The following is a 13,804-nucleotide window of genomic DNA, read 5'->3' on the forward strand; positions in this document are numbered from 1 at the left end:
ATGGAGCGGCACCTCCGGGGAGGCGAGCCCATGCAGTCCGTGCGGCACAGCGGGGTGGAGCACGAGTGGCAGACGGCGGCACTGGTGGCGGCGGGGCTTGGCCTCGGGGCCGTGGGCGGCTTCGTCGGCAGTTGGGTCCACGACAGAAACGAGGGTCTGACCACATGGGGCGTCGGCTCGTTCCGCTCACGCTGGACAACCTCCCGGACCTCCCCAAGCGCTGCCACTCCTGTGTCTTCTGGGAGCTCGACCCGGTAAGCGGCGAGGCGGCGGTCCAGACCGGCAAGCCGGAGCTGGAGAAGGAGGCGTGGATCTCCGCCGTCCTTCTGGAGTGGGGATCGTGCGGGCGCGTCGTCTATGTCGACGACGTCCCGGCGGGCTTCGTCCTCTACGCGCCTCCGGCTTACGTGCCGCGTTCCCTGGCCTTCCCCACGAGCCCGGTCTCCCCTGACGCCGTGCAGCTCATGACGGCCCGCATCATGCCGGGTTACCAGGGCCAGGGGCTGGGGCGGGTGCTGGTGCAGACGGTCGCCAAGGATCTGGTCCGCCGGGGCGTCAAGGCGGTCGAGGCCTTCGGTGATGCGCGGTGGGAGGAGCCCGGGTGCGTGCTGCCCGCCGACCATCTGCTCGCGGTGGGCTTCAAGACGGTCCGCCCGCATCCCCGCTTCCCCCGGCTGCGGCTGGAGCTGCGTACGACGATCTCCTGGAAGGAGGACGTCGAGATGGCCATCGACCGGCTGTTGGGGGCCGTCCAGAAGGAGCCGGTGCTACGGCCCTTGTGACGCCTTCCGAGAACGCGAACGGGCCCGCTCCGGAAGGAGCGGGCCCGTTTCACGTGAAACGTCAGCCGATGAAGTCCGACAGGTCGCGCTCGATGGCGGCCTTCGGCTTGGCACCGACGATGGTCTTCACGACCTCGCCGCCCTTGTAGACGTTGAGGGTCGGGATGGACATCACACCGTACTTGGCGGCGGTGACCGGGTTCTCGTCGATGTTCAGCTTGACGATGGTGATCTGCTCGGCGTGCTCGGCGGCGATGGCCTCCAGCGACGGAGCGATCTGGCGGCACGGGCCGCACCACTCGGCCCAGAAGTCGACGAGGACGGGCTTGTCGCTGTTCAGTACCTCGTCGTTGAAGGTCGCGTCGGTCACGATCTTGGTGTTGCCGGCCACTGCGTTCTCCTCAGTGTTCTTGTTGGGGACTTCAGACCGCAGCAGCGGTCTTCTCGGGCTCGCGGGTCTGCTCGGCCTCGGCGTCGCTCAGGGCGGCCAGGTAGCGCTCGGCGTCCAGAGCGGCGGAGCAGCCGGTGCCGGCTGCCGTGATCGCCTGGCGGTAGGTGTGGTCCACCACGTCGCCCGCGGCGAAGACACCGGGGATGTTGGTGCGGGTGCTGGGGGCCTCGACCTTGAGGTAGCCCTCGTGGTCCAGGTCCAGGGTGCCCTTGAAGAGGTCGGTGCGCGGGTCGTGGCCGATGGCGATGAACAGTCCGGTGACGGGCAGCTCGGAGGTCTCGCCGGTCTTGGTGTTGCGCAGGGTCAGACCGGAGAGCTTGTTGTCGCCGTGGATCTCGGCGACCTCGCTGTCCCAGACGAACTTGATCTTCGGGTCGGCGAAGGCGCGCTCCTGCATCGCCTTCGAGGCGCGCAGCGTGTCGCGGCGGTGCACGACGGTCACGGAGGTGGCGAAGCGGGAGAGGAAGGTCGCCTCTTCCAGCGCTGTGTCGCCGCCGCCGATGACGGCGATGTTGTGCTCCTTGAAGAAGAAGCCGTCACAGGTCGCACACCAGGACACGCCACGGCCGGACAGCTCGTCCTCGCGCGGCAGGCCCAGCTTGCGGTGCTGGGAACCGGTCGTGACGATGACCGTCTTCGCCTGGTGCACCGTGCCCGCCGAGTCGGTGACGGTCTTGATGTCGCCGGTCAGGTCGACCTCGACCACGTCGTCGGGGATCAGCTCGGCGCCGAAGCGCTCGGCCTGGGCGCGCATGTTGTCCATCAGGTCGGGGCCCATGATGCCCTCGCGGAAGCCAGGGAAGTTCTCGACGTCGGTCGTGTTCATCAGCGCGCCACCGGCCGTGACAGCGCCTTCGAAGACGAGCGGCTTCAGGGACGCGCGGGCGGTGTAGAGCGCGGCCGTGTAGCCCGCCGGCCCGGATCCGATGATGATGACGTTGCGGACGGTCGTCACGGGTTTCTTCCTCGTCTCTGCCGACTTCTCTGGACCCTGGCGGGGGACTGTGTCCATCCCGCCTAACGGATCCTACGGGCCCGGCATTCCCGTCACCCCGCCGCCACTATCGCGCGTACGTGTCCTTGCTCAGAACCGTGCCCGGCTTGCCCGGCGTGACGGCGACGCAGGAGGCGTCGACCAGGTAGGCGTCGACCTCGGCTGCGTTGCCTGCGTTGGGGTAGACGACGAGGTAGGAGTCGGCGCCCTCGTAGGTGGCACGGTCGAATGCGAGCGGTGTCCCGGAGCGGCCGATGCCCTCCGTCACGCAGGCCGGAAGGCTTCCGGAGCTTTTCACCATCGGGCCGTTGCCTGTGCCGGCGCCGCCCTCGACGTGCGCGGAGGCTCCGGCGGTGGCCAGCAGTTGGTGCACATGGGCCTGCAGGCTCTGCTGGGACGCGCCCGCGGAGTCGCTGACGGCCGCGTCGCTGCTACTGGAAGCCCCGGAGCCGGCGGTGAGGGAGTGGGTGAGAAGCCCGCCGAGGCCAAGAACCGCGGCCGCGGAGGCGGTGACGAGGGCTCCCTTGACCCAGCGACGGCGACGGCTTCGCGGTCGGCCCGGGCCGCTGGGTGCGGGGGAATGGCCGCTCGGACGGTCGGCGGCGGTCGTTGTTTCACGTGAAACATCGCTCGCTGCTGTTTCACGTGAAACAGGGATCGGTGAAGCGTCGAGGAGTGCCTCCGCGGCGAGTGCCGCGTCGATCCGCCCGGCGATGTCCGCGGGCATCCGGGGCGGGCCGGGAAGGGTACCGAGGAGATCGCGGATCTCGTCCAGAGAGGCCCGTACGTCGGCGCAGAGAGGGCACGTGTCGAGGTGCCCGCGTACGTCGGTGGAGCGGTCCGGCGGGAGAATGCCTTCGGCGAGGGCGGAAATCTCCGCGACCTCGGGGTGCTCTTCGGTGCCGGTGCCGGTCCTGCCGGTCGTGGAAGTCACTGGTTTCCACCTCCGTCCTTCGTGATGCCGCGCTCTGGCCCGTGCGCCGGTCCGGTCCCCGTCTCTGGGACGGAAGTTCTCTCCGTCCGGTTCCTTCCCCCGCCCGCCTCGCCACTACCCCCGGTGTCGGCGCGCAGATGAGTGAGGAGCGGCAGGAGTCTCGCGCGGCCACGCGCGCATCTGCTCTTCACGGTGCCGGCGGGCACATCCAGGACGGCGGCGGCCTCGGCGACCGGATAGCCCTGCATGTCGACCAGGACGAGAGCGGCCCGCTGCTCGGGCGGCAGCGTGGAGAGGGCGTGCAGCAACTCGCGGTGCAGCTCGCCCCGCTCGGCGGGTGCCTCGGCGGACTCATGGGGTTCGAGGAGGTCCTCGAACTGCTTCTCGTCGACCACCGACGAGGTCCGGCGGGAGGCGGCCTTGCGGGCACGGTCCAGACAGGCGTTGACGGTTATTCGATGCAGCCACGTCGTCACCGCGGACTGTCCCCTGAAGGTGTGCGCGGCCCGGAAGGCCGAGACAAGCGCGTCCTGCACGGCGTCCGCGGCCTCCTCCCGGTCCCCCAGCGTCCGCAGGGCCACCGCCCACAGCCGGTCGCGGTGGCGTCGCACGAGCTCACCGAAGGCATCCGGGTCCCCCGCGACATGACGGGCGAGGAGATCGCTGTCGCTGACCTCCCCGCCCGTGCCGGCTTCTGCCACGCGCTCCCCCGTTCTGCTTCAGCTCGTGACGTTGATCTCGGAGATCCGGCCGCGGTAGTGGCCGTCGTTGGTCTGGGGCAGATTGGTCAGCCAGACCAGAACGTACCGCGCCTTCAGGGTCTTGTCCGGCTTGAGGGTCACCGTGGTTCCGGTCCCCGACGCCACCTTCGAGTAGTCACTCAGGCTGGTTGGCATGGAGGAGCTGCTGGACGCGGCCCGCAGCTCAACCGAAGTGGTGTCCCCTATGAAGTTGACCTTCACCGATCCAACGCGCTGGGACTTGCCCAGATCGAGGATGAGGCCGACGCCCGACTTGAGATTGCCGAAGTCTGCGCTGTTGTACCAGCTGGTCTCCCAGTACGTGGCCGCATCGCCGTCGTAGGCCTTGCTGACGCTGTCGGGGTTCTCCCCGTCCTGGCCCTCGGGGTCGAAGTCCTTGGCGCCGGAGATGACGATGCGCTTGCCCGAGGTGCCGGTTCCGCCCGACGTGCCACCGCTGTCACTGGCCGAAGGAGATGCGCCCGCAGAGGTGTTGTCCTGGGGGCTCTGGCGGTTCATGAGCGTGTCCGCGAGCTGCCAGCTGCCCAGGCCCAGGGCGGCGATGAGGAGGCTGGAGACGGCCCATTTGAGGGCCTTGCCGGTGCGGCCGCCGGGGAGGGCGGGGGGAGGGCCGCCGGACAGGGGGGCGGTGGGTGGGCCGGGGGGGATTTGGCGGGCTGGGGGTTGGCGGTAGGCGCCCTGTTGGTAGGTGGTGCGCTGGTAGGGCGATCCCGGGGGCCGAGCGGTCTCCGGGGGCCGGATCTTCGGGAGTGTGGCGATCGCCTTGGCCAGCTCCTCCGGCGTGGCGCAGGGCTGGAGTTCACGGGAGGCGGTCGCGCCGTCGTTGACCAGGGCGCGCATCGAGACCTCGGACAGCCCGCGGTGCACCCGCGCCCGTACCTGGTCGGGGGCGACCAGACCGACGTCCTTGGGGAGCCCGGTGAGCCCGTACTGGTCCTCGGGGTACGGCCAGCGCTGGGTCAGTGATGCGTACAGCAGGGCACCGATGGCCTCGGTGTCCTCGCGCTGCGGGCGGTCGGAGCTCACGCCGTGCAGTGCCGCCGCGACGGCCAGGCCCCGGATGCGGTACTGGCCGGACTCGGTCCGCAGTACGCAGTCCGGGCTGAGCTGCAGGTGCGACAGCCCCTCGCGGTGGGCGGCGGCCATCGCCTGGGCGACCTGACTGGCCATCTGGTAGCAGTCGTGCGCCTCCTGCGGCCCTGCGGCGAGGATCGCGGTCAGGTCGGTGGCGTCGGGCAGCCATTCATGGATGACGTAGACGAGGTCGTTCTCCTCGACGGCGTCGAGGACCTGAACGAAGCGCGGGTCACCGAGCAGCGCTGCCGAGCGCGCGGCGGCGAGCACTGGCCGGGCTCGGCTGTGGTCGGCGGGCAGGATGTGGATCCCGACGGCGCGACGCAGCTTCTCGTCGACCGCTCTCCAGCTGCTGAAGCCGTCGATACGGGTGAGGCACTCCTCCAGGCGGTAACGCCTGGCGAGCTTGTGGCCGCTGTGGAGCTCCGGCGGCTCCGAGCTCTGCGCGCTCTTCTCAGGCTTGGAGTCGGGTAGTTCCGCTGTCTCCGCTGTCTCCTCGGGGATGGTCTGCTGCGGCGCGTCGTTCTCCTCGCCCCGGTCCGTCGCATCGTCGGCAGTGGCACTGTCCGCTTGGGCGGCGAGCGGCTGGGTGTCGCCGCTCTCATTGGCCACTCCGACGGCAGCCGTGCTCCGTTCCGCCACCGTCGTTCCTGCCTCCCCATCCGTTGCAAGATCTGACAACACAGCCAAGGACAATTGTGCCAACAGTCGGCCGCTATGCACGACACGCGGCGAGCCGCGATGGTTGCATTCGGGCCGTCAGCGTCCCAGCCGACCGCGAACCATACCGACCATGGCCGTCATCTCCTCGATTCGCATGCGTTTCGCCGCCACGAAGAAGACGCCGATCAGCGCGAGTCCGCCGGCGACAACCGCGAGTAGAGCAGCGGGTACCCCGTTTCCGAGGGTTCGAGTCACGCCGTAGCCGACGACCGCGGCCACCAGGGCGGCCGGGACGCTGGCGCCGATGAGCCGGGTGTAGGTCCGTACGACGCGTTTGCCGTCGAGGTCCCCGCCGAGGCGCTTGCGCAGCCGCTTGACGGCGACGCCCACACCGATCACGTACGCCAGCCCGTACGAGGCGCCCATTCCGACCACGGCCCAGCGGGCCGGGAGCACCACGAAGCAGATCGCGGAGGCGGTGGCGTTCACTGCGGCGACGATGACCGTGTTGTAGAAGGGGGTGCGGGTGTCCTCGTACGCGTAGAAGCCACGCAGGACGACGTACTGGATGGAGTAGGGGATCAGGCCGAGGCCGAAGGCCATCAGGATGAAGCCCATGTTCTGGGCGGCCTCGTGGCCCGCGCCGGGGAACATCAGCTCGCACAGCGGGATGCCGAGGGCGAGGAAGGCGAAGGAGGCCGGGACGATGGCCACGGCCGAGGTGCGCAGGCCGTAGGAGATGTCGTCGCGTACGGCGGCGGCGTCGCCGTCGGCGGCGGCGCGGGAGATCCGTGGCAGCACCGCGGTCATCACCGAGACCGTGATGATGGCCTGAGGCATCTGCCAGATCAGCAGGGCGTTCGTATAGGCCGCGATTCCCGCGCCGTCATGGCCCTGGGCGTCTGCGGTGCTGCCCGCCCAGGTCGCGAGCTGCGTGACGACGATCAGGCCGAGCTGGTTGGCCAGCACGAACAGGAACGTCCACTTGGCGAGCTTGGCGGCGTGACCGAGTCCGTGGCCGCGCCAGTCGAAGCGCGGCCGGAACTTGAAGCCGGCGTCGCGGAGGTAGGGGAGCATCGCCAGGGACTGGACGACGAGGCCGAGGAGGGTGCCGATGCCGAGTAGCCGGACACCCTCGGGGGTGATCGTCGTGGCGTTCATGTGGGTCGTGCGGTAGGTGCCGAAGACCCAGAGGAACGAGGCGAACGTGAAGATGATGACGATGTTGTTGAGGACCGGGGTCCACATCATCGCGCCGAAGCGGCCGCGGGCGTTGAGGATCTGACCCATGACCACGTGCAGGCCCATGAAGAAGATCGTGGGCAGGCAGTAGCGGGTCAGGGTGACCGCGACGTCGAACTGCGCCGGGTCCTGCGCGAACTTGCTGGCCATCATGCGGACCAGCAGCGGTGCGCCGATCACCATGAGCCCGACCACCGCACCCATGCCGCAGATCACCAGCGTGAGCAGCCGGTTGGCGTACGCGAGGCCGCCGTCCTCGTCGTTCTTCATGGAACGTACGAGCTGCGGGACGAAGACCGCGTTGATGGCGCCGCCGCCGACCAGGATGTAGATCATCGTCGGCAGGGTGATGGCGACGGTGTAGCCGTCGGCGAGGGTGGCGGCACCGATCGCGGCGGTGACCACCAGGTTGCGGACGAAGCCGGTGAGCCGGGAGACGAGCGTGCCGGCGGCCATGACGGCGCTTGACTTCAGGATGCTGCCCGCCCGGCCGCCGGCCTTGGGCGCGGCGGCGGGCTCCGGTTCCTGCTGGGGCTCCGGCGGGGCCGGCGGCTGCGGCTGGTCGCGGAAGAGGTGCTCGTACGGGTCGGGCTCGGCCTGGTCGTCGTACGCGGCGTGAGAGACCAGCTCGTCGACGCCGACGTACTGCGGCTGCGGCTGCTCGTACGGCGGGTAGGGCGGGTGCGCGGCGCGGTCGTAGAGCGCCTCGCCGACCGGGTCCTGGGTGGTCGGGTCCTGCCCCTGGTACGGATCGCGGGCGTAGGTGTCCTGCAGGTACGGGTCGGGCGCGGCGGGACGCTGCTCGGGCTGCTGCGGGAAGGCGTCCCCCGCAGCCCGGCTGCGGTCACCGTCGTACGGCGCGTTCACTCACGCTCTCCTCGCCATGTCGCTCCGGGATGCCCGGCGGACCTGTCTTTCGGCTGGGGTTCCGGGGGGTCACCCCCGGGGGGACTGCGGTACCACTCGCCCACCTTATTGAATGTGCGCGGGATTGCTGGTGCGCGGACTGCCGTTCTCGGGTGCCGGGTCGTGCGGATTCTCGGATTCGGGACTGCCGTCGTCGCCGCCGTCGTCGCTTTCGGCGGCATCGGCGGCGGCTGTACGCTTCCGCTGGCGGTACATGCGAACGCCCGCGAGGACGAGGAGCAGGAGGCCGCCCGCGATGACCAGCATGACCGTGGAGGTGATGGAGGTGACATTCACCTGGAAGGTCATGCTGTCGCCGTAGGGCGTGCCGTCCTTGGTGTAGAGCTGGGCGATGACCGTGGTCTGGCCGTTGCGCTTGGCGTTGGCGTCGAACTTCAGGGAGCGGGTGTGGCCGCCCTCGACGGTGACCGCCTGGGGGGCGCCGATGTCGAGGCTGTTGTCCTGGGCCGAGGTGAGGCGCAGTTCGAGGCCGGTCACGGTCTGGCCGAGCTCGTTCTTGACGGTGACCGGGATGGTCGCGCTGCGTCCGGAGAGGGTGAGCTGGCCGCCCTTGTCGAGGATGTGGACGAGCCCCGTGAGCTCCGAGAGGTAGTCGCCGATGGCGTTCCGGAAATTCTTGGAGCCCTTCGCGTCGCCACGCCACTGGGTGGACATGGAGCGCAGCAGCGCGGTCCCGAAGGGGACGCTGACCCGGTCCTTGCGGCTGAGGATGACCACGAAGCCGTTGAGGCGGCTCTGGACGGACTGGATGGTCTGGAAGGCCTTGGTGCCCATTTCCTGTTTGCTCAGGCTCGCGGGGTAGGCCGAGCGGCTGGGCACGGTGCGGCTGGCGCCCGGGTCGGGGGTCGCCTTGGCAGCGGTGGCGAAGGTGGCCGACTGGGCCCAGCCGCTCTGCGTGACAGTGGTGATGGCCCGTGCCATGGCCTGGGCCTGGGAGGCGGTGGGCATGCGCTGCGGGGCGACGAGGATGCTGCGCTTCTTCTCCGGCGCCTGCAGGGTGATCATCAGGGTCTGGGAGACGAACTTCTCGACTGCGAGGGTCTCGTTCGCGGCCTTGATCATGTCGCCCTGGAAGGCCTTGGACAGCAGGGAGTCGGCGACCAGAGCCGTGGTGCCGCCGCCGAGGGGCCGGGCGGCGGTGGGCGTGTAGCTGAGAGTGGCGGACTCGCGGAGGCTGTCGCTGCGCGCGATGATCTTGTCGGCGCCCGCCGCGGTGGCGACGTCGATGATGGAGGAGTCGACAGCGCCGTCCACCGGCCACACGGTGTCGGTCGTGGGCGTGATGCCCAGGACGGTCTCGACGGTGTTGGTCGACAGGTCGGTGGCGGTCTTGAGATTGCTCAGGGTGCCGGACACGTTCCTGCCGTGGTGGGCGATGGAGGCGATGTCCGGGTCGGAGAAGGGCAGCGCCACGACCTCGCGCTTGCCCACCGCGGCCTTCAGGTCCTTGAGCCACTGCTTGGCGTCGTCGGTGCCGGTGCCGGTCCTGGTGTTCTTCAGGTCACCGTTGTCGCCTGCGACCTGGTACTTCTTCGTCATGGCGTCGACGGTCGCGAGCAGGTCGGGGTCGATCACCCAGGTCACCGGGAGGTCCTTGCCCAGCGCCACCATCTGCTGCAGCCGGCCGCCGGGGGCCAGGTCCTTGGCGAGGTCGTCGTTGAGGAAGATCGGGCTCTGCTGGTCGTCGCTCTCGCTGCGTACGGTCAGGTGCGGGCGGTCGATCAGCGGCCACAGGAAGGTGTACTGGGTGCTCTTGGCGCCGCCGTTCGCGTACCAGGGCAGGAAGGTCCGCTCGATGCCGAGGATCTGGGCGTAGCCGACGCCGGGGACCTGACCGGTGAGGGAGACACCGAGCTGGTACACGCCGTCCGTGCCGAGCCCGAGCGCGCTGACCGGAACCTTCAGGGTGAAGGAGCGGGTGACGCCGGCCGGGAGGTCCGGCACGGCCGTCGTGCGGGAGGCGAGTTCGTAGCCGTCGCTTGTTACATAACTGGTACGGGACGCGGCGGTGGTGATGGCGCTGCGACTGGTCAGTGGGCCGCCGGGAGCGACGCGCAGGCCGACGTGGGCGTCGCTGACCGTCTGCTTGCCCTCGTTGGTGACGGTGCCCGACACGGTCACCGTGTCGCCCTTGGCGGGCACGGTGGGGGTGAGTGAGTCGACGGACACGTCGACACTCCGGGTGTCGCTCCCGGTGGCCGCGTAGGCTGCCGGGGCCGCCTGGGCCTGCAGGAGCCCGGCGAAAAGCGACGCCCCGGCGAGCAGGGCGGCCATCCGCCGCACCCGCCGCGAGCGGGCCTGTGGTCTCCCGGGGTGCTGTACCGCCTCGCCCACGCGTTGGCCGTCCCTCGTCGTCATCGTCTTCATCACCGGATGTGCGTCCTGGCATGGTAACGATGCTCGCTGAGTCAAAGTGCTGGGGACCGCCTTACAAGATCGGCAGCCGGGCCGGGGGTGGGCGCGTGGAAACCTGTGAGCCGCGGGGCGCCGGGCCACGTACCCTTTTCTGTTGTGCCGAATGCCAACAACGCCCCCCAGACCCTGCGGACCGCCCATAAGGTCGCGCCGGTGGCCGAAGACCTCGGTCGCCGCTTCCAGGACGCCGGATTCAAGCTCGCCCTTGTCGGCGGCTCGGTCCGCGACACGCTGCTCGGCAGGCTCGGCAATGACCTCGATTTCACGACCGACGCCAGGCCCGAGCAGGTCCTGAAGATCATCCGCCCCTGGGCGGACTCGGTCTGGGAGGTCGGTATCGCCTTCGGCACGGTCGGGTGCCGCAAGGAGGGCTACCAGATCGAGGTGACGACGTACCGCTCCGAGGCGTACGACCGCACCTCGCGCAAGCCGGAGGTCTCCTACGGCGACACCATCGAGGAGGACCTGGTCCGCCGTGACTTCACGGTCAACGCCATGGCCGTCGCCCTGCCCGGCATCGAGTTCGTGGACCCTTACGGCGGACTCGACGACCTCGCGCAGCGCGTACTGCGGACCCCGGGCACTCCGGAGTCGTCGTTCTCGGACGACCCGCTGCGGATGATGCGGGCCGCGCGTTTCGCCGCGCAGCTGGATTTCGAGGTGGCGCCGGAGGTGGTCGCCGCGATGACGGCGATGGCGGACCGGATCGAGATCGTCTCGGCCGAGCGGGTGCGGGACGAGCTGAACAAGCTGGTCCTGTCCGAGCACCCGCGCAAGGGGTTGCGGCTACTGGTGGACACCGGCCTCGCCGACCGGGTGCTGCCCGAGCTGTCCGCGCTGCGGCTGGAGAGCGATGAGCATCACCGCCACAAGGACGTCTACGAGCACAGCCTGACCGTCCTGGAGCAGGCCATCGACCTGGAGACGGACGGCCCGGACCTCGTGCTGCGGCTCGCCGCACTGCTGCACGACATCGGCAAGCCGAGGACGCGACGCTTCGAGTCCGACGGGCGGGTCTCCTTCCACCACCACGAGGTGGTCGGCGCGAAGATGACCAAGGCCCGGATGACCAAGCTCAAGTACCCGAACGACATCGTGAAGGACGTCTCCCGCCTGGTGGAGCTGCATCTGCGGTTCCACGGCTACGGTGCCGGCGAGTGGACCGACTCGGCGGTGCGGCGGTACGTCCGCGACGCGGGGCCGCTGCTCGACCGGCTGCACAAGCTGACCCGCTCGGACTGCACGACCCGCAACAAACGCAAGGCCGCGGCACTCTCGCGCACGTACGACGAGCTCGAGGCGCGGATCGCCGAGCTCAAGGAGCGGGAGGAGCTGGACGCGATCCGCCCGGACCTCGACGGCAACCAGATCATGGAGATCCTGGGCGTCGGCCCGGGCCCGGTGATCGGCAAGGCCTACCAGCACATGCTGGAACTGCGGCTGGAGAACGGGCCGATGAGTGAGGACGAGGCCGTGGCGGCACTCAAGGACTGGTGGGCCACGCAGGGCCGATAGGGCCTCACGTAGGGGATCTTGCGGACAGGGGGTCGTGTTTCACGTGAAACACGACCCCCTGTCGCTGAGGGGTGCCACTGCCCGAAGCCCGGATGTTTCACGTGAAACATCCGCGCGGGGGAGCCGAGGGCTACTTCTTCAGCTCCGTCATGCAGAGGACGACGGTGCGCTTCTTGTGCCGCGTGCCGGAGGTCTCCTTGTACGCGGTGTGCTGGTCGTCACAGACCGACAGGAGGCCGGTGTTCTTGTGTACGCCCGTCACTTTGAACTGCGCCTCCGAGGAGTTGCAGTCCACGATGTTCATGTCGGGAGCGTTCGTCGTGCCGCTGTTGTGCATGCAGTCGCCGTACACGGCGTTCTTGGCGTCATCCGCGCTCAGCCATGAGGCACCCGCCCAGATGACCCCGACGACCGCGAGCAGGCCGACGACCTTGATCAGGTTCTTCAGCAGATCGTTGCTGTCATCGCTCCGTGGCGGGGTCGGCGCCGGAGGTGTCGGTCCTCCGGGTGCGGGCGCTCCCCACTGCTGTTGCTGCGGCGGATAGGCGTAGCCACCCTGTGGCGGATACGGCTGCTGCGGCTGCTGCGGATAACCACCCTGTGGCGGCGGCGGATACGACACAAAGTTCCCCTCGTTGGCGATCGGTTCGCGAACGAAGCCACGTACGTTATCGGGGAGCGCTGACACGGAGCCAGTCGTGGCCCTCGTCCGTGCCCCAGACGATGCCGAGGGCCACCAGCGCGTAGAGGGCGGCCAGTACGACCAGGAGAAGCGCTGAACGGCCGTCAGGCGGCAGCATCAGCACGGAGACCGCGGCGGCGCCGACGTAGGCCACGTTGAACAGGACGTCGTAGAGGGAGAAGATGCGCCCGCGGTAGGCGTCGTCGACCGAGGACTGGACGACGGTGTCGGTGGCGATCTTCGCGCCCTGGGTGGCGCAGCCGAGGAGGAAGGCGGCCGCCAGCATCGGCGCCGGCTCGAACGGCAGGCCCAGCACGAGCAGCAGCACCGCCGCCGCGCCCGCGCACACCGCGACCCAGCCGGAGGTGCCGAACCGCGCCGTGGCCCAGGGGGTGACCACCGCGGCGGCGAAGAATCCCGCGCCCGAGACCGCCACCGCGAGCCCCAGCAGCGCCAGGCCGCCGTCCGGATTCGGGGCCGAGCCGGAGGGGCGCGGATCGGACCAGGCGTACCGACACAGCATCAGCAGGGTGACCGTCAGGCCGCCGTAGCAGAAGCGCATCACCGTCATCGCGGCCATCGTCCGGGCGGCGGTGGGCCGCATCCGCAGGTGCCGCAGCCCGTCGGCGAGCCCCCGCGCGGTGTGCGCCACCGCCGTACGCAGCCCGGGCCGTACGCGGGAGGCGTCGGGCCCCAGCAGGTCCGGCGGCATCAGCAGCGCGGCCAGCCCCGCGCACAGGTAGATCAGTGCGCCGAGCAGCACCACCACCGCATCCGCCCCGGCGCCCTTGGTGAGGCCGAGGTGCACCAGGAAGGCGAGTCCGCCGCCCGCGGTGGCCGCGAGCGTACCGGCCGTCGGGGAGACCGAGTTGGCCATGACGAGGCGTTCCTGGCCGTCCACGACGCGCGGTAGCGCCGCCGAAAGCCCGGCCAGCACAAAGCGGTTGACCGCCGTGACCGACAGGGCGGAGAGATAGAACAGCCAGTCCGGGACGTGCAGCAGCATCAGCACCGCCGTCCCGGCCGAGAGCACCGCGCGCAGCAGATTGCAGTACAGCAGCACCTGGCGCCGCCGCCACCGGTCGAGCAGCACCCCGGTGAAGGGCCCGAGCACGGAGTACGGAAGCAGCAGCACGGCCATCGCGGAGGCGATCGCGGCCGGCGAGGTCTGCTTCTCCGGCGAAAAGACCACGTACGTCGCCAGCGCCACCTGGAAAACGCCGTCGGACAACTGGGAGAGCAGCCGCACCAGCAGCAACCGCCGGAAGTTCCGCAACCGCAGCAGCACCCGGAGGTCCCGCACCACACCCACGCCACCCATACGGCACAGCCTCACATGACGCACAGGCCGCCGAGTGCAGCAC

Annotated in this window: 11 protein-coding genes; 2 read left to right on the top strand and 9 right to left on the bottom strand. The window is 69.6% G+C overall.

What is annotated here, in order from left to right:
* Window positions 1-164 precede the first annotated feature (164 nt).
* The gene (locus tag ACFXJ5_RS06075; protein WP_384627479.1) at window positions 165-782 is read left to right on the top strand and encodes a GNAT family N-acetyltransferase; all 618 of its coding nucleotides are present in this window, start codon (window positions 165-167) and stop codon (window positions 780-782) included.
* Between the two features lie 61 nt (window positions 783-843).
* Here the strand turns inward: ACFXJ5_RS06075 and trxA are convergent, their stop codons facing one another.
* From trxA to ACFXJ5_RS06110, 7 genes are all read right to left on the bottom strand, one after another.
* On the bottom strand, window positions 844-1,173 hold the full coding sequence (gene trxA, locus ACFXJ5_RS06080) for a thioredoxin (protein WP_384627482.1): 330 nt from the start codon (window positions 1,171-1,173) through the stop codon (window positions 844-846).
* Window positions 1,174-1,204: 31 nt separating this feature from the next.
* Window positions 1,205-2,188, bottom strand: a complete 984-nt coding sequence (gene trxB, locus ACFXJ5_RS06085) for a thioredoxin-disulfide reductase (protein WP_384627484.1) — start codon at window positions 2,186-2,188, stop codon at window positions 1,205-1,207.
* 106 nt (window positions 2,189-2,294) lie between these two features.
* The gene (locus ACFXJ5_RS06090; RefSeq protein WP_384627487.1) at window positions 2,295-3,161 is read right to left on the bottom strand and encodes an anti-sigma factor family protein; all 867 of its coding nucleotides are present in this window, start codon (window positions 3,159-3,161) and stop codon (window positions 2,295-2,297) included.
* The gene (gene sigM, locus ACFXJ5_RS06095; protein WP_384627489.1) at window positions 3,158-3,862 is read right to left on the bottom strand and encodes an RNA polymerase sigma factor SigM; all 705 of its coding nucleotides are present in this window, start codon (window positions 3,860-3,862) and stop codon (window positions 3,158-3,160) included. The genes ACFXJ5_RS06090 and sigM overlap by 4 nt, the downstream gene beginning before the upstream one ends.
* Before the next feature lie 18 nt (window positions 3,863-3,880).
* Window positions 3,881-5,638, bottom strand: a complete 1,758-nt coding sequence (locus ACFXJ5_RS06100; RefSeq protein WP_384627492.1) for a protein kinase family protein — start codon at window positions 5,636-5,638, stop codon at window positions 3,881-3,883.
* Between the two features lie 117 nt (window positions 5,639-5,755).
* Entirely contained in the window at window positions 5,756-7,768 is a 2,013-nt protein-coding gene (gene murJ / locus ACFXJ5_RS06105) for a murein biosynthesis integral membrane protein MurJ (protein WP_384627494.1), read from the bottom strand.
* 105 nt (window positions 7,769-7,873) lie between these two features.
* The gene (locus tag ACFXJ5_RS06110; protein ID WP_384628334.1) at window positions 7,874-10,186 is read right to left on the bottom strand and encodes a DUF6049 family protein; all 2,313 of its coding nucleotides are present in this window, start codon (window positions 10,184-10,186) and stop codon (window positions 7,874-7,876) included.
* Window positions 10,187-10,339: 153 nt separating this feature from the next.
* Here ACFXJ5_RS06110 and ACFXJ5_RS06115 point away from each other — a divergent pair, with 153 nt between their 5' ends.
* Window positions 10,340-11,758 (top strand): CCA tRNA nucleotidyltransferase, encoded by a 1,419-nt coding sequence (locus tag ACFXJ5_RS06115; RefSeq protein WP_384627497.1) that lies wholly within the window; start codon window positions 10,340-10,342, stop codon window positions 11,756-11,758.
* Between the two features lie 130 nt (window positions 11,759-11,888).
* Here the strand turns inward: ACFXJ5_RS06115 and ACFXJ5_RS06120 are convergent, their stop codons facing one another.
* Both ACFXJ5_RS06120 and ACFXJ5_RS06125 read right to left on the bottom strand, forming a co-directional pair.
* On the bottom strand, window positions 11,889-12,380 hold the full coding sequence (locus ACFXJ5_RS06120) for an LppU/SCO3897 family protein (RefSeq protein WP_384627500.1): 492 nt from the start codon (window positions 12,378-12,380) through the stop codon (window positions 11,889-11,891).
* Between the two features lie 46 nt (window positions 12,381-12,426).
* The gene (locus tag ACFXJ5_RS06125; RefSeq protein ID WP_384628337.1) at window positions 12,427-13,752 is read right to left on the bottom strand and encodes an MFS transporter; all 1,326 of its coding nucleotides are present in this window, start codon (window positions 13,750-13,752) and stop codon (window positions 12,427-12,429) included.
* Window positions 13,753-13,804 lie beyond the last annotated feature (52 nt).

This window comes from Streptomyces sp. NPDC059373 (assembly GCF_042751495.1).
GTDB lineage: Bacteria > Actinomycetota > Actinomycetes > Streptomycetales > Streptomycetaceae > Actinacidiphila.